A 19,895-nucleotide genomic window follows, 5' to 3' on the forward strand; every position below is an offset into this window, starting at 1 on the left:
TTAATGTAGATTCCGTTTTCTTGGGCTTGCGCGAAAACAGGTGAAAGTCCAAGGACGAGGAGCACGGCCAAAAGCTGCTTTATCATAAGATTCCTCCTAAAAAGTTATTCTGGGAACCCAATAAGGATTCCATCGACAGACACGACCGCCAAGAACTTTTCTGGCGGAGCCGGGAAGGGCGCGGATCGATCAATTGTTGCTAATACTTCTTCATCGTAGCTGGTATTGCCGCTCGATTTAATAATTTTTCGTCCCAAAATATTCCCGCGCGAGTCGATAAAGACGCGCGCTTGAGCTTTAAAGTCTCGCTTCGCCAACCACTCTGGCAGGGCCCAGTTTTGTTTGATGTGGCGATCTAAATCTGAAGCGTAAGATTCGTGTTGAAGTTTTGTCAGACCGGTCAGTGAAGTGCCGGGAGACAACACATTGCCTTTAATTTTCGAAGCCCCTGTATCGGATTTTCCAGCACCAGGAGGACTCTTTCTTTTTTCTTCAGCCACGTCTTCTTTGATTTTCTCAAGGGCTGCCATGGCTTTAAGTTTTTCCAGAGCACTTTGTTGCTTGGACTTCACCTTCTCAAGATTCACCCCATCATCTTCTTTTTTGGGGTGTTCTTTTACAGGTTCTACCTTGGGTTCGACTTTCTTTTCGACGACTTTTTCCACAGGCTTTTCAACAGGTTTTACCGCAGAAGTCTCTTTATCAGGAAGAGCCGCCTTGGCCTCCTCCTTGGAAGGTGGGGGTAAAGTTTTGGGTTCGACCTTGTCGGGCAATCCGACGATATCGACGCGCACGGCTTGAGAAAAATCAATGGGCTCAGAAGAAAAGAACACAGTCTTCAAGGTGAAGATAGAAACAATCAACGCATGCAGGGCAAAGGAAACCCCGAGGCCGCGCGAAAGTTGTTCATCTTGTTGGTTGTCTTCTTCTAAGTAATTCACTGTTCTTTAGGTAAGGTGATAAGACCAATGTTAAAAATTCCCGCAGCGCGAACTTCGGCCATGGCTTCGGCGACAAAACCATAATCCACTTTGCGATCTGCCTGGATATAAACCTGTTTGTTCTTTTTGTTTTCAAAGATAGCTTTTAGTTTTGGGCGAAGTTCGTTCATGGCAATTTTTGTTTTTGCCACGGTCATCTTTTGATCCGGCCCAATGACCAAAACAAAAGGCTCATCGTTCAACTCCACGCCCGAAGACGACGTTTTGGGAAGATCGACTTCGATTCCCTGTTGCATCAAGGGAGTGGTCACCATGAACATAATGAGAAGCACCAGCATCACATCCACGAGGGGAGTGACGTTGATTTCGCTCAATGTTGCGCGGCTTTTTCCTTTGCCGCCGCCAGAACCCATTCCCATGTTAGTTTCCTTGGAAGAAGTTTCTTTTTACAATATTCAAGAAGTCCGCGCTGAAATTATTCAAGGCGATTTCTTGCTTACGGATGCGCGAAATAAAGTTGTTATACAAAACAACCGCAGGGATGGCTGCCGCCAATCCGATGGCTGTGGCAATCAAAGCTTCAGAAATACCCGGAGCAACAACGGCCAAGCTGGCTGTGCCTGTTTGACCAATTTTATGGAAAGAGCCCATGATTCCCCACACGGTTCCAAAAAGACCAATGAAGGGTCCCGTACTTCCGGTTGTGGCAAGAACGGTCAAGCGAGACTCCAGTTTCGCGATCTCGTTTTCAGAAGCTTTGTTGAGCATGCGCTCCAGATTGTCGAGACCAGACAAGATGGGCTTATCGCCCTCCGTTTTTGCCAACAAAGGGGATTCCGAGATTTTCTTCATCTCAAGATAGGCCGCCTTAAAAACACGCGCGACGGACGATTCATTATACTGATCAATGTCTTCATAAAGAGTGTCTAAAGAGTTCACCTTCCAAAATTTATTAAGAAAGAGCTCGTCAGATTGTTTCATCTTTTTAAAGGTCTGATATTTGGAATAACCAATAGCCCAGCAGAACACAGACAAGATGATCAGAATCAGCAAAGTCAGTTGCACAATGGGGCTAGCTTGAAAAATCGCATCAATGGAGCTGGTATTCACTGATACAGAGGGGGCGGCCTGGGCCACATTAACAAAGGATAGAACGGACATATCTTGACCTCCGATGGGGGACGCAAACCCGTCCCTAGAGTAAAAAGATATGCTCAAATGCAGTCGAGTTCAACCTATTGCGCAGGACCTTGGCCGAGGAGGCGAAGCAATTCCGGCAGATTCTCCGTGATATATCCGTCCGCCTTATAGCGACTCGCCTCGGCAAGTTGAGAATCACTCTGGATCGGCCCTAGGAAAATTCTTTTATTGCGACGACGCATTTCTAGAATGATGTCGTCGTTAAACGCGGGACGATTCAAAATCTTAAAGGGCGCAATGAAGACATCCCCTTTGAATTGGGTGGATGGCAGAACATACATGGCGTCAAAGGTCATCAGTCGCATCAGATCGGGAGTGCTGGTTCCGTAAACCCACTCGGGCTTGATGTCTTTGATGGAGGTCATGATAATCAAAGCTTCACTTTGAATGAGCGTGCGCTCATTGGGTTTCAGGTCCTTGATGGCCTCGACAAGGGCGGTGTGAGCTTCGGAAACATTGTCCACCACATTCAGGATGAAGCGAGTTTGCGGAAACTGTTCGTAATATTCTTTGATTGCCGGGGTGGTTTTGTAAAACTCGTTGATTTGTTCCCAGGGGTATTCGGGAAGTTTGCCGCCAATCAGGATCGGTGTGGTGGGATTTTTTTCCTGTTCTTGGCGTTTCATCTCTAGAAATTCTTTATCGCGCGAAGGGGACAATGCAAAAGGCACCTTTTCGCGGGAATAACGAACATCCACCCAAATGATGGCGTCAGGACGAAGTTTCAAGGCGTTTTCGACATCCTCAAGAGTGTTGGCTTTCACGATGATGGCGGGGGTGGGGCCAGCAAAGAAGGCGTGTTCATATAAGGGGTAGTTTTGACCCAGGCCCCAAATACGGGCCATCACAACTAGAACTCCCAGGACGACAAGGCTTGCAACAGTAATGAAAAAGATTCTCATAGGACCTTCGTATAGCACCCTAAGGCATTGAAATCAGCATATTTTTTTCAAACTAACACAATCTTTTCTGTCACGGGCTTAAATACGCTAAAATTAGGCGTATTTCATCTTGTTTTTCATTACACTTTCGTTTAGAAACGCTGAGGACCCATATATTGGGGGAGTTGAGGACATGAACAAAATCAACCGTAAGCTTGAGTATGCTTTGATGGCTTTAAAATATATGAGCCAAAAGATTCCAGGAGAATTAACGACGGCCAAAGAAGTTTCAGATTCTTTTCACACCCCTTTTGATGCAACTGCCCGAGTTATGCAACAGATGGCTCAAAAAGGCGGAATTTTGCGCGCCGAATACGGAGCCAATGGCGGCTATCAAATCACCAAAGATTTGGCGAAGGTGTCTATTCATGATCTGGTTGAAGTCGTGGATGGCCCCACTGCCTTAGTCAAGTGTCTTCATAAAGAGGGCCCCTGCCAGATTCAAGGGACCTGCAATATTGTTTCTCCAATCACACAATTGAACGATCGACTTACGGATTTCTATAAGGGCCTGAGCCTAAAAGATCTTCTTGTGGAAAAATCATCAGCAGCTGGAAAAAAATCAGCAGAGGCAGCAACTCATGGATAACAAATCCTCCAACAATCCTCTTGAGAGTTATGAATACAAGTATGGTTTTACGACCGATATTGAAACCGACGCGGTTCAACTGGGTCTGAATGAAGATATCATTCGCCTGATCTCGTCTAAAAAGAATGAACCTGAGTGGATGCTTGAGTATCGTTTAAAAGCCTATCGCCATTGGTTGACGATGGAAGAGCCCACTTGGGCTCACGTCTCTTATCCTAAGATCGACTTTCAAGCGATTCGTTACTATTCTGCGCCGAAAAAGCAAAGCGAAGCGGATAAGCCCAAATCCTTGGATGATCTGGATCCCGAGCTTATTAAAACCTTCGAAAAATTAGGAATTCCTCTTTCTGAGCAAAAGCGTATTTCTGGTATTGCCGTTGACGTGGTTTTTGACTCCGTCTCTGTGGGCACAACACACACGGAGGTTCTGGATAAGGCGGGGGTGATCTTCTGCTCTATTTCTGAAGCCGTTCAAAAGTATCCAGATCTTGTTAAGAAACACTTGGGTTCGGTCGTTCCGTACACGGACAACTACTATGCGGCTTTAAATGCGGCGGTCTTTACAGATGGCTCTTTCTGCTACATCCCTAAAGGGGTTCGCTGTCCGATTGATCTTTCCACCTACTTCCGTATTAACGCCAAAGACACTGGACAGTTTGAGCGCACTCTTTTGGTTTGCGATGAGGGTGGTTACGTGAACTATCTTGAGGGATGTACGGCACCTCAGCGAGATGAAAATCAACTTCATGCCGCTGTGGTTGAGTTGATCGCCTTTGATAATGCGGAAATTAAATATTCGACAGTGCAAAACTGGTACACCGGCGACAAAGAGGGCCGTGGCGGAATTTATAACTTCGTAACCAAACGTGGAAAAGCCGCCGGCAAGAACTCGAAGATTTCATGGACTCAGGTAGAGTCAGGCTCTGCAATCACCTGGAAGTATCCTTCTTGCATCTTGCAAGGAGAGGGTTCTGAGGGAGCGTTTTACTCGGTGGCACTCACGCATGATCTGATGCAAGCAGATACCGGAACCAAGATGATCCATATCGGTAAAAACACGAAGAGCACCATCATTTCCAAAGGGATTTCGACAGATCGATCTTCCAATGCGTATCGTGGTCAGGTGAAGATCATGCCTTCGGCAGAGAACGCGCGAAACTATTCGCAATGTGATTCGATGTTGGTCGGAGATCAGTGCAGCGCCAGCACCTTCCCTTATATTGAAGTGAAAAATAAAACCGCAATGATTGAACACGAAGCGACCACTTCGCGGATCAGCGAAGATCAAATCTTCTATTTGCAGTCGCGCGGTTTGGATATGGAAAAAACAATTTCGATGCTGGTGAACGGATTCTGCAAAGAAGTCTTTAAAGAACTTCCTTTGGAGTTTTCTGTCGAGGCAGTGAAATTGATTGAAATGAAATTAGAAAACTCTGTGGGTTAGTGTCTTAAAGACAGTCAAAGGTAAAGAAAATGTTAGAAATTAAAAATCTCCATGCACGTGTTGAAGAAAAAGAAATTCTTAAGGGTTTAAACCTGACTGTGAAGGCAGGTGAAGTTCATGCCATCATGGGGCCGAATGGCTCTGGCAAGTCGACGCTTTCAAAGGTTTTGGCAGGACATCCGGCCTATCAAGTCACCGGCGGAGAAGTAAATTATGAAATCAACTTCCATATGCAAAATCTTTTGGAGCTGGAGCCGGATCAACGCGCCAAAGAAGGCATCTTCTTGGCATTCCAATATCCTATTGAGGTTCCGGGCGTTTCTAACTTCACCTTCTTGCACACGGCATTTAATTCGATCTTACAGCATCAAGGCTCTGAGCCGATGCCTGAAGGGGAATTTCGCGAGTTTCTTGTTCAGAAGTTAAAGCTGGTCAGCATGAAGCCGGAATACTTGGACCGTCCGGTGAATACGGGTTTTTCGGGCGGAGAAAAAAAGAAGAACGAAATTTTGCAAATGGCGGTTTTGTCTCCACGCTTGGCTCTTCTTGATGAAACGGACTCAGGTTTGGATATCGATGCGCTTCGTGTGGTGTCTGAAGGTGTCAATAAACTTCGTCGCAAAGACAACGCCATCATCTTGGTGACTCACTATCAAAGACTTTTGGATTACATTAAGCCGGACTTTGTCCACGTTTTGGTGAATGGAAAAATTGTTGAAACAGGTGATAGCTCTTTGGCCTTGAAGCTGGAAGAAAAAGGCTATGACTGGTTGGAGAAGTAAATCATGAACCTACTTTCAACCTACGAGAGATTCAGTCAAGCTTATCCTGCCGAGGGGGCCCTGGCCTCTTTCCGACAGGCGGGTTATGACTATGCCCTTAATAAGGGTCTTCCGACCCGTAAAGATGAAGAGTGGCACTACACCAGCGTGAAGGTATTGAGTGAAGTGAACTTCATGCCCAGTGCTTTTAACCCGGTTGAGCCAAGTCACGATACGATTCTTGAGATTAAAAAACGTTTGAACTCGGCTTTTACGAATGTGGTGTTCTTTAATGGCGTTCTTAATAAAACGCTTTCGGAAGAGTTGCCCACGGGATTTTCTTTGCGGGAACTTTCTGAATATCCGAATCATTTTGATGATGCTTTTGATGCTCTGAATGGAGCCTATTTGGCCAAACCCTTTGCTCTTTCTTTAGCGAAAGAGACCTCTGTGGAAAAACCTGTGAATTTCATCTTTTTCACGTCTGTGGAGGGGGGGCCTGCATTAATGGTGCATCCTCGTCTGTACGTCGAGGTGGGCGCACGCTCTTCAGTGAAATTCATGGAAAGTTACTATGGCAAAGCTGGAGTTTCTTATTTTGTGAATTCCGTATTAGATCTTCATGTCGGCGAAAGTGCCAAGGTCACGTACGTGCGTGTTCAGGGTGACAATGAGAGCGCCATCAATATTGGTCGCACGCGTTTGTGTGTCGAAAAAAATGCCAACTTGGAAAGTCTGGCTTTTGCCACGGGTGCGGGTTTGTCCCGCCATACTTTGGAAGTTATTTTGAAAGGGCCGGGATCGAACTCTGAGATTCTGGGTGTTTACGCCGTTCAGGGGTCTCAACACGTTGATAACACGTCTTTGATTGATCATGCGGTGGGTGAATGCAACACCAATCAGTTGTACAAAGGGATTCTGGATGGCGAATCGCGCGCCGTCTTCTGTGGCAAGGTGTTGATTCAAAAGGGCGCTCAGAAGGCGAACTCAGCTCAACTAAATAACAACCTTATTTTAAGTTCCAAGGCCGAAGCCGATAGCAAGCCCAGTCTTGAGATCTACGCGGACGACGTAAAAGCGGCTCATGGATCTACTGTGGGTCAGCTGAATCGTGAAGAGCTTTTTTATCTTCAATCTCGTGCGATTCCTAAAGAAAAGGCCATCCCGATGTTGAGCTATGGATTTCTTTCTGAAGTGATTTATAAAATTTCTGACGAGAACATTCAAAAATGGTTGTCTCGCCAATTGGACGAGGCGTTCAGCCGTTTGAGTCTGAATCGGTAAGGGTGTATGAGCGAATTAGAAAGTCTCTTTTCCTCTGTACGTAACGAGTTTCCGGCTTTGAGCCAAAAGGTTCACGGTAAAACATTGCGCTATCTTGATAGCGCGGCCACAACCTTAAAACCCAAGGCTGTGGTGGATCGTATTTCTCATTTTTATTCTTATGAGACTTCCAATGTGCACCGAGGGGCGCACTATCTTGGTGACGTGGCGACACAGGCCTTCGAGGCCGCTCGTCAAAAAGTAGCAGAATTTCTGCACGCCAAACAAATCGAAGAAATTGTTTTTGTTCGCGGCACCACAGAGGGTGTCAATTTGGTCGCTCATTCTTGGGGTCTGACAAACTTGAAAGCGGGCGATGAGATTCTGATCACCGAGATGGAGCATCACGGAAATATCGTCCCTTGGCAGATGGTGGCCGAGAAAGTCGGGGCGCAAGTTCTTGCGGCTAAAATTCTCGACAATGGCGAATTGGATTTAGAAGACTTCAAAAAGAAGTTGTCTGCAAAGACAAAAATGGTGGCCTTCACGGCGTGTTCCAATGTCTTAGGCACCAACAATGATATGGCCTTGCTGACGAAGTTAGCTCATGAGGTGGGAGCCAAAGTTCTGATTGATGGCGCACAGATTGTTTCTCAGTCTCCCGTTGACGTGCAAAAAATCGACTGTGATTTCTTTGTATTTTCGGCTCATAAGCTTTTTGGTCCTTTCGGATTTGGTGTTTTGTACGGAAAAAAAGAGATCTTGGATCAAATGCCTCCTTATCAAGGGGGCGGAAGTATGATTGCCAAGGTGACAGTGGAAAAAACCACTTTCAATGAGGTGCCATTTCGATTCGAAGCTGGAACTCCTCATGTGGAAGGGGCCATCGGTCTTCACGCGGCTATTGATTTCATGGAAAAAATCGGATTTGAAAAGATTCACGCCTATGAAATGGAGCTGCTTAAGGAAGCCACGACGAAACTGGAGATGATTCCAGATTTGAAAATATTTGGAACCGCGTCCAACAAGGGGCCTATTATCTCTTTCAATTTAAAAGGAACTCACCATTCGGACGTCGGTCAGATCCTGGATCAAGAAGGAGTTGCCGTTCGTGCGGGTCACCACTGCACTCAGCCGTTGATGGCTAGGCTGGGAGTTCCTGGCACCGTACGGGCTTCTTTTTCAGTGTATAATAATCGTGAAGATATTGATGCGTTAGTAAAAGCCGTGGCCAAAGCCCGGGAGATGTTGTTATGAGTACACAAGATGTTCTAATCAGAATTCAAGCAACCCCCAACCCCAATGCATGGAAGTTTGTCTTGGATCGCCCCGTTTTAACTGAAGACAAGGCGACCTATGCAGATGCCAAAGAAGCCGAACAAAGTCTTTTGGCTTCGTCGCTTTTTCAGGTGGAGGGTGTTCGTCAGGTTCACTTTTTCCAAAACGTCATTACCATCACTCACAATTTTGATGCGGATCCTGAAGAGATTCAAAAAAACGTGTGTTCAGTGATTCAAACCAGAATGCCAGCTCACAATCCTAACGTGACTCGTGTCGATGAAAAGAAAATGCGTCGAGCTAGTCAGCCTCCTGAAGTTCAAAGGATCGAAGAGATTTTGGATGAAACGGTTCGTCCGGGTCTTCAGGGCGATGGTGGTGACTTGGATATCGTGAAGTATGAAGACAATAAACTTTATGTATTCTATCAAGGGGCGTGCGGAACGTGCCCTAGTGCCACATCCGGAACCTTGATGGCGATTGAAGGGATTTTGAGAGACCAATTCAATCCCGAGATTGAAGTCATTCCCGTTTAATTAGAACTACTGGCCGCGATCAGACTTCGAAGTGCCCAGTTGCGCTTCGGCTGCCTGGCGCATCTCGGGGGCGACAGCCTCCCAGGTGTCTTCCGGGCGGCTGGCAACCACGGCGGAATTCCCCAAAACTTCAGCACCCTTTTTTCCAGATGCTTGCAAAGAAATCAGTCTTTGTTTTTCTTTATTAAAACCGCTGACGGTGATTTTGACCTCGACGATCTGTCCATTTTTTACGTTTGAAAAACTGTCGCTGACTTGTCCATCAACGACTTGTACGTCCTCGGGCAAACTCCAGGAATAGGAGAGATCCCCTTGCAGCTCTTGATTCACTAGGATCCGCCCTGTGAGAGTCACCTCATCAGAGCCAGCTTCTGGAATCGACTCGGGCGAAGTGATTTCGACCTTTAATAGGGCGAGATGTTTTCCCAAAGGTGTGGGCATCCAGATTTTTTTCTCACCAACGGAGGAAGGGTGTCTTTGGGCCTTCGCCTTGTCTTTAACATAGGCGGCACCTGAAATTCCGATGATAAGACCGAAGAGGATTACGGTCAGGGTCGTTCTGTTCCGCATAGTTGAGTTCCATCCTTTTTAATGGTGTAGCTGGCGGTTCCTGATTGAGAGCTTTTGCCGTACATATTTATTTTTACATTCAACATATAGAATCCAGCGGGCAAACCGCCGAGATTGATTTGTTCGCTGGTGCCGCCGACGGTGCGACTGTACTTAGCGATATAGGGCGAAGATTTTCCCGCGTACCAATAAGAGTCTTCGAAGTAGACATAAGTTCCATAGTAAAGAATTAAATCCAAATCCATCGCAGTCCCGGTGGTAGAGTAATCCAAACGAAGAGTCGAGTTCGCGCCATTGTGATAGTAAAGATAGAAATCGTTATTCATTTGCAGATCCGAACGAACGATGGGGTCGTCCGCCGACATCCCTTTTTCCTGGGCACTGTTGGTAAATGTCACAGCACTGCACGTGGCCGGTGTTAGATAGTAGGCATAGTCCTTGGTGCCGACGGTTTGTCGCTCTTCGGTCAGGATGTTTGTCCACTCTGTTCCACTAACTCCGTTTTGAGTGAGAAGCCAATGGAAAAGACCTGCATTAGGAATGGGGTAGGTCGTTTTATTGGGAAAGCTATAGGGAAGGGGGACGCTATGATTGTAGCCATTGGTGTCTTCACCCGCGAAAACCTTCCAGATATTCCTAAAGGCGACGCCGCCACCTTTTTTGGTGGAGCCGGTATCTGGGTAAACGGAGGCCACATTGCGAGTTGATTTATAGAGAGTGCGAGCAATGGAAACTTCTCTGAAAATTCCTGTGTCTTGGGGATGGGTTCCAACGGGATCATAGGTGGCGTTGGTTCCAATTTCAGCCAAGTTAAAGGCGATACCGATTCCGTATTTTGAGCTGCCCTTGTAGCCGTAGGTGTCGACATAATAGTGATAACGTTTGGTGGTGGGCATTCGATCTTCTGCTTGGGAGTTACTTTTGGCGTCAGCTCCGGTTAAAACAGCGGCTTGGAAGTAGTTGGCCCAGCCCTCACTCCAAGACAGGCGTGGATCAATCACGAAGTTTCCAGAGTGAGAACCACCCGGAGATTGAGAGTTACCATAGACGTCTTCAAGAAAATGTCCGTATTCATGTAGAATGACAGAATCATCAAAGTGGTCGGTGTCTGAGGCTCTCACGTCCCCGTTGACACCCCCTAAGATGTAAAGCTTTTGTTCTCCTGTTGAGTAAAATGAAAGCGGGCTGGAGTAACCAAAATAAGTGTACGGATTAAAGCCGGCTTTCCAGTAGACGGTCACCTTGTCGGCCACCCACCACTTCGTGGCGTCGGTGCTGGGCACTCCGGGAGTGATTCCGTTTTTTGAGATATTTCTGCGGATGTATTCGTTGGCGATCAAGATATCAAACATGATATTGAAGGCGCCGCCTTCAACTTTAGACGAGAGGCTTTCGTTGGCTTCGGCATAGAGTACATCGGAAGAAAGGTCTTTGCTTCCCGCTAAGATGTCCGCGTCCGAAATCGTGAAATTTTTTGAAATTGAATAGGGTGTGTTTGCGTAGGTGTCCTCGAGGACACTCACCTTAAGATAGTCATTATAGGCTCTGGAAAATACGCGAAGGGTGTAAGAGCCCTGAGTTTTTGGAATCTTAAAGACCGCCAGACCATTGGTATCTGTTTCACCTTGCTGGATGCGAGTGCCGGCTGAATCATAAATATGAAATTCGACAAAAGGAATGGGGACTGCGTTGGCGGTGCTGACCACACTTCCCAATCCGTTGCTAAGCGAGCCGGGTGTGAAATCGAGCTGACGATATAAAAATTTAGCAGGGATGGTCACACGAACGGCGTTGGCGTCGGCAATTTCATTGGGCTTTCCATAATATGTGGGCTCTGCGGAAGCGGGACCCTTGGAGGCGAAGTCGTTCCCCTCAAATTTAGCGCCACCACAAGCAGAAAGTAGTAATGTCATAAGGCTAAAAGCCGCCACAAAAGTCCAACGTAAACTCATAGCAAGCTTATCGGACTTAGGACGGCACGACTGAACGCCAGTAGAGCTTAAAACTTGCTCTAAATTCTTAGCGAATTGACGAAGTTTTTTTCAGGACTGTCTCAAAGGGAGATTAGAAATGAGAAAGATAGAAATAAAAAAAGGCTCGAAGGCCACTCTGAAACATAAACCTGTTTTAGCTAAGGTGGGTGACCATTATAACAACTTTAGGCTTCTCAGTACGAGCTGAGCTTGCACACCATTGTCAGGGACAGTCCCCAAAAATATGCTTGTAAGGTTTAATTTCGATGAGCTTTACGCCGTCGAACCTCTGCTTATGATTCTACCATGTCTGCAGAATCCGTCAATCAAACCGGACTCCTACTTTTTCCCAAGGCTCCGATAAATTGCTTATGACACCAGAAAAGTTAGATTATATTTTTCCATTCGTTGTTTTTTTCTATGGACTGTTGATGGTTCTTGTGTTGGAGAACCCTGTCCTGGTGCGCCTCGGGCAGGAGCGCATGGGAGAGATGTATCAAAACTTGGCGCGGCACAAGTCCCTGGGGTGGGTTTGTTTTTTCGTGGGCGGCCTTTGGGCGGCACAGAATATCTGGTACTCGTCTCTCTAGATTGACTCTCAATGTATTGACTCAAAGGGGGTGGGGCATTAGCCTCTGCTTCCATGTCAGACGCCTCCAATCAAGCTCTTCGTAAAACGGACATTGCCGCTCAAGCCAGTCTTGGGGCGGGTGACATCTCCACCCGAGGTAACGAACCCTCTGTTTACTCCGTTGAACAATTAAATATCTACATCAAACAACTTTTGGAAGGCCAAGTCGGCATGGTGTGGGTGAAGGGTGAGATTTCAAACTTCAAAGCTCACACGTCGGGCCATTTCTATTTTAGCTTAAAAGATTCCAAATCGCAGATCACAGCCGTGATGTTCCGAGGTCACAACGCGCGTCTTAAGTTTAAACCTCATGATGGGATGGAAGTGATCGTTCGTGGCAGAATCACGGTCTACGAGCCGCGCGGAAACTATCAGTTGATGTGCGAGATGATGGAGCCTGTTGGTGCGGGGGCTTTGCAGAAAGCTTTTGAGCAATTAAAGACAAAACTCAAGGCCGAGGGTCTTTTTGAAGCCGCCAAGAAAAGACCGATTCCCACCTTTCCTCGTCATATTGCGATTGTCACTTCTCCGACGGGTGCGGCGATCCGAGACATCCTCAATGTTCTTTCTCGTCGAGCAAGATCCATTCAAGTGACGGTTGTGCCGACCATCGTTCAAGGGGAAGCAGCGGCTCCACAGATTTGTGAAGCTTTTAAAAAAGCCACGGCCTTGCCTGGTGTGGACGTTATTATCATTGGACGGGGTGGCGGTTCCATTGAAGACATGTGGTGTTTTAATGATGAAAAGCTGGCGCGTCTTATTGCTGCAAGTCCGATCCCGGTCATTTCCGCCGTGGGGCATGAGATTGATTTCACCATCGCGGACTTTGTAGCTGACTTGCGAGCGCCCACGCCCTCAGCGGCCGCTGAACTGGTGGCAAAGAGTTCGGGCGAGCTGGGCACGAAGGTCAAGTCATTAGAGCGCATGTTGTATTTGTCTTTTGAAAAAAAGATGAAGTATTTGAATGAAAAAATGCGAGGCCTTTCCAAAAGATTGGTGGATCCGAAAAGACGTTTGCAGGACCTTGAGTTGCGCAATGACGATCTTCTCAATCGCCTTGAGTTTGCCATGAACCGTTTGCTTTCTGACAGAGAACATCGGGTGGAGCTATTAACTGAAAAGTTGGGCAGTCCTCAGGATCTTATTGATGAGAAGAAAAAAGATCTGGAATATTTCCAAGCCCGCTCCGAAAAGGCTCTGGTCTTTGCGATCGAAAAAAAGAAAGCTAGTATGTCTCGAATGATGGCTATTCTGGACAGCTTAAGTCCTCTTAAAGTCGTTGAAAGAGGCTACTCAATTGTTACAAAAAAAGATGAAGTTATAAAATCTGCGAGCCAAGTAAAAAAAGGTGATCTTTTGGATATTCGTTTGGCTCAAGGCTCACTGACCGCGATTGTGGACGGTGTGAAGGAGGATTAGCGTGGATTTTGAAAAAAAATTAGGACGTCTGGAAGAGATCGTTCAAAAGATGGAAAAAGGAGATTTGGCGCTAGAAGAATCTCTGAGACTCTTTGAAGAGGGCGTAAAACTTTCTCGCGAATGTCATCAGCGTTTGAATGAGGCGGAAGCCAAAGTGAAACTTTTGATGTCGGTGGGCCCAGATGGGCAGCCTGTTGTCACTGATTTTACGCCAGAGGAAAACTAACTTGGATCTCGCCATTCAGCTCGAACAAGAAATGGCCTCTCGGGTTCAGACTGTGAATCAGTTTGTGGAAAAGTATTTGACTGAGATGGCGCTTCCCCACGGAGAAGCAATTGCCGAGCTTAGAAAGTCCATGCTTTATTCAGCCACCAACGGAGGCAAACGTTTCCGTCCGGTGTTATCTTTGGTGGTCGGGGAGCTTTTTGGTTGCCCTCAAGATCGTATCTTGCCTTTTGCCGCCGCTGTCGAATTTGTTCATACTTATTCTTTGATTCACGATGATTTACCCTGCATGGACAACGACGATATCCGTCGGGGAAAGCCGACAAACCATAAAGTCTTTGGTGAGGACTTCGCTCTTTTAGCGGGCGACGCTCTTTTGACGGAGGCGTTCTTGCTGATCGCAGAGGCCTATGGGGATACCGCGTTTTTGATCGCGCCGTTGTCGCGTCTTCTTTCTGAGGCGGCGGGGATTCGCGGCATGGTGGGAGGTCAGGCGATTGATCTTCGTGCGGGACAAAAGAAATTCACACAGGCCGAGTTGACTCACTTGCATCTTCTAAAGACGGGGGCTTTGATTCGGGTCTCTGTCGAAGGGGCGGCCCTTATTGCAGGCGCAAAACCTTCCGAGGTGGAAAGTCTTCGCAAGTTTGGGGAAGGTCTTGGTTTGGCTTTTCAAGTAGCCGATGATGTGTTGGATCACGGCGAAAAAGATCAAGACGCTCGCAGTTTTACGGGGATCTTAGGTCTTGAGGGTGCGAAATCGTATTTGCAGGAAGTCAGCGGTAACGCCTTGGCGGAATTGCAAAAGGTTTCGGCAAAGGCTCCTCTTTTAGAATATCTCATTAGCTTTAATCAAAATCGTCAGGTGTAAAGGCATGTCTGCGAAACGACGTTTGGATGTCTGTCTTGTGGAAAAAGGATTGGCTCAGTCGCGGACTCATGCCCAAGAACTCATTGAGGCAGGACAGGTGGTCTTGCTGGTCGGATCTGCAAAAAAAGTTTTAAAAAAAGCCAGTCAGGCTGTCAGCCCTGAGGATCTTATTCAAGTTGAAGCCGGTCCGGCGAATCGTTTTGTGTCGCGTGGAGGGCTGAAGCTGGAAGGCGCTTTGGAGCATCTTAAGCTCTCGGTGACCAATCGGAGCTGTCTGGACGTGGGAATTTCCACAGGTGGATTCACCGATTGTCTTTTACAAAAAGGAGCGGCTTTCGTTTTAGGCGTGGACGTGGGTCATGGGCAAGTGAGTCCCTCGTTATTAAAAAATTCCAAGTTGAAGGTGATCGAAGGAATCAATGCCCGGTCTTTGCTCGACGAGGTCTCTGTGGTGGCACTGACTCCCAAAGAAAAATTCGACCTGATTGTGATGGATGTTTCCTTTATTTCGATTTCATTAATTATTCCCCAGTTGAGGGACTTCCTTAAGACGGAAGGCCATCTTTTAAGTCTGGTTAAGCCTCAATTTGAGGTGGGCGTTGACGGTCTTGCAAAGGGGGGTATAGTCAAGGAAGCCTCTTTGTATAAGGATGTGGAAGAAAAGGTAAAACGAATTTGCCGCGAAGAGGGCTTTGAGGTTTTGGACTATTTCTCTTCTTCGATTCAAGGAAAGGACGGAAACAATGAGTTCTTTGTCTTTGCTAAAAAGATCTAGTTGGATATTGCCGCTTTTGTTTCTGGCCAGTTGTCAGTCTTTGAGGACTCGAGAGGAGGTTCGTAAGATTCCATCTCCTTCGCGTCCCTCAGTGACTCATCCTCAGCAGCCCCCCTCGGCACCGCCGTCAGTTTCTCCAGTCGAAGAAGAGGTGAGTGAGGCGGAACCCGTTTTGCCACCGCCGGCACCAGTGATTCCTTCAATTCCTAAAATTGGAATTGTTTTGGGGGGTGGCGGCGCTAAGACCTACGCCCATATTGGCTTTCTCCACGAGCTGATGAGAGCCAAAGTTCCGGTGCACTCGATTGGCGGCGTTGAGTTTGCCGCGCCGATGGCGGCTTTGTATGCAAATAAAGAACAGGCCAATGATGTCGAGTGGCAGATGTTTAAGCTTAAAGATGAGGAGGTTTTGAAAAAATCTCTTCTGGGGTCTGTGAACAAGAATAATGATGTCACCGTTTTAAGGGACTTTGTCGGAGCGGCCTTCAGTCGCGCGAAGGTGGAAGACTTTCGCCTTCCCTTTGCATGTCCTTCTTATAGTTTAAAAAAGAATCAAGTGTATCTGATGAATCGTGGGGGCTTGGATCAGCTGATGTATCTGTGTATGGCTTATCCTCCGTTCTTTAAGCCCTATCAAGACAGTGTCGCGGGGGTGCGCGATGTCTCTGCTTTGGCGAACTATTTGCGTTCCAAAGGTGCCAACTACATTGTTTTTGTGAACGTTTTGCAGGCCCCCGGAGGCGGAAAGCCCTACACCCTGGACGCTGCGGCCACCGATAACGTCTTATGGAGTGAGATCGCAGGTCTGTATAATAGGCCTTTGCAAGGAATTGACTCCGTCGTCTCGCTTGAGGTTGGCAATTATGGTATTATGGATTTTGATAAACGTCGCGAGATCATGAATAAGGGCGCCGAATCGGCGGCTCGACAGCTTAAAAATCTGACTCGCAAATGGGGACTGTAGGAGAAGAGCATGAGAAAACCCGCTTTTGATATGAATGTTTTTGCGGAAAGAAGAAAGAAAGTTGGGCAAGAAATTGCCGGAGGAGCTTTGATCGTCGCGGCTCACCCGGAACACATCCGCAATCATGACGTTCATTTTTCTTATCGCCAGGATTCAAATTTGTTTTATCTCACGGGGTGGGAAGAACCTGAATCTATTATGATCTATCGTCCCGGGCTCAAGCCAGAGACGGTGATGTTTGTGCGCCGTCGTGATCCAGAAAGAGAAACCTGGGATGGTTTCCGCTATGGTCCTGAGGGCTGTGAGCGCGAATTTAAAATCGACAAAGCTTATCCCATTGATGAGTTCTCAAAAGTGGCGCCACAGCTTTTAAAAGAAGTGGATCGCGTTTATTACCGCTTGTACAAAAATGCGGAAGTCGATCATCTCATGCAAGGTGTTCTTGAAAGTGTTAAACAAATGCAGGGGCGTACGGGCTATGGCCTGCTTTCCATTCACGATGCCGACACCTTGTTGGGAGAGTTGCGTTTAGTGAAGTCCGAATATGAACTGACACAGTTGCGTGAGGCGTGTGAGATTTCGGCTCAAGCTCATTTGGCAGCGATGCGCTTTACTCGTCCGGGAGTCACGGAACGTCAGGTGCAAGGTGTTCTGGCGCATCACTTCTTCATGAAGGGATCTGCGCGGGAAGGGTATAACTATATTGTTGCTTCAGGAAATGCGGCAACGACCTTGCACTACAACTTCAACGATCAAGTGTGCAAAGAGGGTGATTTGCTTTTGATCGATGCGGGGGCTGAGTACAATTATTATACCGGAGATATCACGCGAACTTTCCCCGTGAGTGGTAAGTTCACGGATGAACAAGCGCGCGTCTATGAAGGCGTTTTGAAGGTTCAAAAGCAAATCATCGACTTTATCAAGCCGGGCATTGTGTTTAAAGAGCTTCATGACATGGGGACCTCTTTGTTGACCGATGTGATGTTGGAGTTGGGATTGTTATCGGGCCGCAAAGAAGATTTGATCCAAGCCTTGGCGCAAAAGAAGTACTATCCTCATGGCATTGGCCACTGGTTGGGCATGGATGTTCACGATGCAGGTTTGTACTTTAAGAAGGGTGAACCTCGTCCGATTGAAGCCAACATGTGTTTTACTGTCGAACCCGGGATCTATATTCCGGCTGAAGACACGTCAGCTCCTCAAAAGTATCGTGGTATTGGTATTCGAATCGAAGACAATATCCGCGTGACATCAGGAGGATCTGAAAATATGACCTCGTCGGTTCCGAAGGAAATTGCGGACCTTGAGAAGGTTGTTGGTAAAGCGTAACTAGACTGTGACCAATTCTTCGACCCACTTCAAATTTGAAGAAATCTTATCAAAAAGAGCATTCAAATTTCCGGAGTGGGTCAGTCCTCGTTTACATTCAGACTCAATTTGACGAAGACTTGTTTTAAACTCCAAAGTGAGATCTTCCATATCCTTCAGGCGAGCCGCCAGGGATGAGGAAAGGTCTTGAATCCGAGCCATCTCGATCTTACCCACCACACAGATGACATCCATTCCTGCGGTGACTTTCGATAAAGCATTGATCGATTGCAGAAGGGATTTGTTGTCACGGGTGAGTTCTTTGGCCGTGATCTCTACGTTTTTAAAGTTATCGGCGATAAGGTGTTTGAGCTCGGAGCAATTTGCGAACAAAGAGGGTTCTTCGTCTTGGGATGCTGCGGAGCTTTGAAGGCCGATCATTTCTTCGACAAACTGATTGAGTACTTCAATTTGAAATCTCGAGATCGCGACTGCAAAATAAATACTCATCACGGATTTTTGGAAGGACTCAAAAACAGACTCAAAGTGGGTCGAACTTTGTACGATCTCATGGCAAAGTCGTTCGAGATTGGTCGACACCATCGCCAGAGGCTTTCCCTGTTCTCCTAATTTCGAGGAAGAAATGGTTAAATTAGTCGTGACCAACTTCACGTTATTGGAGATCGCGAGGATCTCTTGCGTTGTATTCATGAGGTCTTGAGTGACTTTACTTAAATGACTTGAGTTGGAGAAGGCGGATCTCGCGGCGTCCACACAATTTACGGAAGCAGCCAGCAGGTCTTTCAAGCGAGTTTCTGAAGAGGCGATGGGCTTGAAGTTCTCAGTCAGATCTGCGGCGAGGGCTTGATCTCGGACACTGAGTTCTTCGAGCAGGGCGGCGGTCATAAACTCGTCATAAGAATTAAAACCAAGGCCCGCCAATTTTTCCAGAATCAAGGCGATACCCTCCTCCATTGGAAGGCCCGCATTTTCTTTCTCAAGAACCTCGGCATAAACTTGCTGAACGATCGGAAAGAATTTCGAGGTTGGTTTAAGTCGGACCGACAAATACCCGTCGGCCATGGGAAAGGCCATGGCAAAAACCCAATAGAACTTGCCTGATTTACTTTTATTTTTAACGTAAGCGGCGATGGGCTTTTGGGAGTGGAGAAAGCTCCAGAAGAGCTTAAAAACGCAGCGAGGGATGTCGGGATGGCGAATGATATTGTGGGGTTTGCGAAGCAGTTCTTCTTTTGAAAATTCACTCACACGGATGAAGACGCTGTTGCCGGTGAGTATTAAACCCTTGAAGTCGGTTTTTGAAAAGAAGAGTTCTTTCAGACTAAAATGTGCTTCGAGTTCGGCCATTAGTGATCCCTTATATATGAATCACTATAGCTACAGCTTCGTTTAATTCAGAAGCACTATACGAGTCCTTCGGAAGATTCCACCTGGGGGATTAGACAAAGCGATGAGTTAGCCAATTATTTTTTTCGGCATTTTCCTGGAGTTCCAACTCTGTTTTAAAAAGTTTATCGTCGCGAGAGGCTGCGCTCACCGCGAGACTCAGATGTGTTGCGGCCTGGAGAAGTTGAAAGTCACCCATGGTGTTTCCTGCAGAGAAAAAGGGAAGTTTACCTTTCGTTTTTTGAAGAAGAGCATCCACTTTTCCTTGTCGATATGTAATCAGACCCTTTTGATGTTCGGTGATGGTGTTGTTCTCAACCAGAGTCTCCACCCCGATCACACTGTCTTTGCCCAGACCCAGAATAGCAGCCCCAGGTTCCACGGACCATTTCACCGACGCCGTCACAATGAAAATCTGCACGCCTTTTGAGAGCATCAGATCAATAAGTTTTTTTTGCTCAAGAAAGACGGGCAAGGGGGATTGAGTTGACACCGCCTCTTGCGCCCACTGATGGACTTGCGCCAGACTTCTTCCGCGACAGATCTGGGCTAGCCAAAGGTAGGCCTTTTGAGGATTCTCAGCCTTCATCTCTTGGTAAAGATCCCAGGGTTTTTCGGGGAGTTCGACAAGCTTGTTGTCGATTTGATAATGGAAAAACGTTTCCCCCAGGTCGATATCCCACAAAGTTCCGTCGGCATCAAAAGCGGCGATGGGAGCCGGGTCGTCTTTTAACACGAGGTCCAGGGTTGTGTTTATGCGGTTCCAGATATGGGCGGAATAGTCTTTGTATTTCATAT

21 protein-coding genes and 1 other RNA gene are annotated in these 19,895 nt (G+C 47.0%); 13 read left to right on the top strand and 9 right to left on the bottom strand.

Features of this window, described 5'->3' with window-relative positions; all coding sequences use genetic code 11:
* Nucleotides 1-104: 104 nt before the first annotated feature.
* From ACM64D_RS00530 to ACM64D_RS00545, 4 genes are all read right to left on the bottom strand, one after another.
* Nucleotides 105-941, bottom strand: coding sequence for an energy transducer TonB (locus tag ACM64D_RS00530; protein ID WP_415061224.1), 837 nt, complete (start codon nt 939-941; stop codon nt 105-107).
* On the bottom strand, nt 938-1,360 hold the full coding sequence (locus ACM64D_RS00535; RefSeq protein ID WP_415061225.1) for an ExbD/TolR family protein: 423 nt from the start codon (nt 1,358-1,360) through the stop codon (nt 938-940). The genes ACM64D_RS00530 and ACM64D_RS00535 overlap by 4 nt, the downstream gene beginning before the upstream one ends.
* A 1-nt stretch (nt 1,361) precedes the next feature.
* The gene (tolQ, locus tag ACM64D_RS00540) at nt 1,362-2,102 is read right to left on the bottom strand and encodes a protein TolQ (RefSeq protein ID WP_415061226.1); all 741 of its coding nucleotides are present in this window, start codon (nt 2,100-2,102) and stop codon (nt 1,362-1,364) included.
* A 74-nt stretch (nt 2,103-2,176) separates the two neighbouring features.
* Nucleotides 2,177-3,043, bottom strand: a complete 867-nt coding sequence (locus tag ACM64D_RS00545; protein ID WP_415061227.1) for a hypothetical protein — start codon at nt 3,041-3,043, stop codon at nt 2,177-2,179.
* Between the two features lie 172 nt (nt 3,044-3,215).
* Here ACM64D_RS00545 and ACM64D_RS00550 point away from each other — a divergent pair, with 172 nt between their 5' ends.
* The 6 genes from ACM64D_RS00550 to ACM64D_RS00575 are packed head-to-tail and all read left to right on the top strand — an operon-like array spanning nt 3,216 to nt 8,953.
* Complete coding sequence (locus ACM64D_RS00550) at nt 3,216-3,671, top strand: RrF2 family transcriptional regulator (RefSeq protein ID WP_415061228.1); 456 nt, start codon at nt 3,216-3,218, stop codon at nt 3,669-3,671.
* Nucleotides 3,664-5,115, top strand: a complete 1,452-nt coding sequence (gene sufB, locus ACM64D_RS00555; protein ID WP_415061229.1) for a Fe-S cluster assembly protein SufB — start codon at nt 3,664-3,666, stop codon at nt 5,113-5,115. The genes ACM64D_RS00550 and sufB overlap by 8 nt, the downstream gene beginning before the upstream one ends.
* A 29-nt stretch (nt 5,116-5,144) precedes the next feature.
* Nucleotides 5,145-5,897, top strand: coding sequence for a Fe-S cluster assembly ATPase SufC (sufC, locus tag ACM64D_RS00560; protein WP_415061230.1), 753 nt, complete (start codon nt 5,145-5,147; stop codon nt 5,895-5,897).
* Between the two features lie 3 nt (nt 5,898-5,900).
* Nucleotides 5,901-7,160, top strand: a complete 1,260-nt coding sequence (sufD, locus tag ACM64D_RS00565) for a Fe-S cluster assembly protein SufD (protein WP_415061231.1) — start codon at nt 5,901-5,903, stop codon at nt 7,158-7,160.
* Between the two features lie 6 nt (nt 7,161-7,166).
* Complete coding sequence (locus ACM64D_RS00570) at nt 7,167-8,396, top strand: aminotransferase class V-fold PLP-dependent enzyme (protein WP_415061232.1); 1,230 nt, start codon at nt 7,167-7,169, stop codon at nt 8,394-8,396.
* Nucleotides 8,393-8,953: a NifU family protein gene (locus ACM64D_RS00575; protein ID WP_415061233.1), complete on the top strand. Its 561-nt coding sequence runs from the start codon at nt 8,393-8,395 to the stop codon at nt 8,951-8,953. Before ACM64D_RS00570 ends, ACM64D_RS00575 begins: the two co-directional genes overlap by 4 nt.
* Before the next feature lie 6 nt (nt 8,954-8,959).
* On the opposite strand, the gene ACM64D_RS00580 is transcribed toward ACM64D_RS00575, so the two are convergent.
* The 3 genes from ACM64D_RS00580 to ssrS all read right to left on the bottom strand — a co-directional run bounded on the left by ACM64D_RS00580 (nt 8,960) and on the right by ssrS (nt 11,789).
* Complete coding sequence (locus ACM64D_RS00580) at nt 8,960-9,523, bottom strand: hypothetical protein (RefSeq protein ID WP_415061234.1); 564 nt, start codon at nt 9,521-9,523, stop codon at nt 8,960-8,962.
* The gene (locus tag ACM64D_RS00585) at nt 9,502-11,475 is read right to left on the bottom strand and encodes a hypothetical protein (protein ID WP_415061235.1); all 1,974 of its coding nucleotides are present in this window, start codon (nt 11,473-11,475) and stop codon (nt 9,502-9,504) included. The genes ACM64D_RS00580 and ACM64D_RS00585 overlap by 22 nt, the downstream gene beginning before the upstream one ends.
* Nucleotides 11,476-11,611: 136 nt before the next feature.
* Nucleotides 11,612-11,789: non-coding RNA, 6S RNA (gene ssrS, locus ACM64D_RS00590), on the bottom strand.
* A 78-nt stretch (nt 11,790-11,867) separates the two neighbouring features.
* Here ssrS and ACM64D_RS00595 point away from each other — a divergent pair.
* Genes ACM64D_RS00595 through ACM64D_RS00625 form a run of 7 tightly spaced genes read left to right on the top strand, consistent with a single transcriptional unit; the run spans nt 11,868 to nt 17,711 of the window.
* Nucleotides 11,868-12,086, top strand: coding sequence for a hypothetical protein (locus ACM64D_RS00595; RefSeq protein ID WP_415061236.1), 219 nt, complete (start codon nt 11,868-11,870; stop codon nt 12,084-12,086).
* A 53-nt stretch (nt 12,087-12,139) separates the two neighbouring features.
* On the top strand, nt 12,140-13,546 hold the full coding sequence (xseA, locus tag ACM64D_RS00600) for an exodeoxyribonuclease VII large subunit (protein WP_415061237.1): 1,407 nt from the start codon (nt 12,140-12,142) through the stop codon (nt 13,544-13,546).
* Nucleotide 13,547: 1 nt separating this feature from the next.
* Entirely contained in the window at nt 13,548-13,772 is a 225-nt protein-coding gene (locus tag ACM64D_RS00605; RefSeq protein WP_415061238.1) for an exodeoxyribonuclease VII small subunit, read from the top strand.
* Between the two features lies 1 nt (nt 13,773).
* Complete coding sequence (locus tag ACM64D_RS00610; protein WP_415061239.1) at nt 13,774-14,643, top strand: polyprenyl synthetase family protein; 870 nt, start codon at nt 13,774-13,776, stop codon at nt 14,641-14,643.
* A 4-nt stretch (nt 14,644-14,647) separates the two neighbouring features.
* Entirely contained in the window at nt 14,648-15,418 is a 771-nt protein-coding gene (locus tag ACM64D_RS00615) for a TlyA family RNA methyltransferase (protein WP_415061240.1), read from the top strand.
* Nucleotides 15,387-16,382 (top strand): patatin-like phospholipase family protein, encoded by a 996-nt coding sequence (locus ACM64D_RS00620; protein ID WP_415061241.1) that lies wholly within the window; start codon nt 15,387-15,389, stop codon nt 16,380-16,382. The genes ACM64D_RS00615 and ACM64D_RS00620 overlap by 32 nt, the downstream gene beginning before the upstream one ends.
* 9 nt (nt 16,383-16,391) lie before the next feature.
* A complete protein-coding gene (locus ACM64D_RS00625; RefSeq protein ID WP_415061242.1) occupies nt 16,392-17,711 on the top strand; it encodes an aminopeptidase P family protein in 1,320 nt (439 codons plus the stop codon).
* On the opposite strand, the gene ACM64D_RS00630 is transcribed toward ACM64D_RS00625, so the two are convergent.
* Together ACM64D_RS00630 and ACM64D_RS00635 are read right to left on the bottom strand one after the other, a co-directional pair.
* Nucleotides 17,712-19,058 carry a PAS domain-containing protein gene (locus ACM64D_RS00630; RefSeq protein WP_415061243.1) on the bottom strand — a complete coding sequence of 449 codons (1,347 nt, stop codon included), beginning with the start codon at nt 19,056-19,058 and terminating at the stop codon, nt 17,712-17,714.
* A 91-nt stretch (nt 19,059-19,149) separates the two neighbouring features.
* A complete protein-coding gene (locus ACM64D_RS00635) occupies nt 19,150-19,893 on the bottom strand; it encodes an HAD family hydrolase (protein WP_415061244.1) in 744 nt (247 codons plus the stop codon).
* Nucleotides 19,894-19,895: the final 2 nt, after the last annotated feature.

This window comes from Bdellovibrio sp., from assembly GCF_047637665.1.
Taxonomy (GTDB): Bacteria; Bdellovibrionota; Bdellovibrionia; order Bdellovibrionales; family Bdellovibrionaceae; genus Bdellovibrio.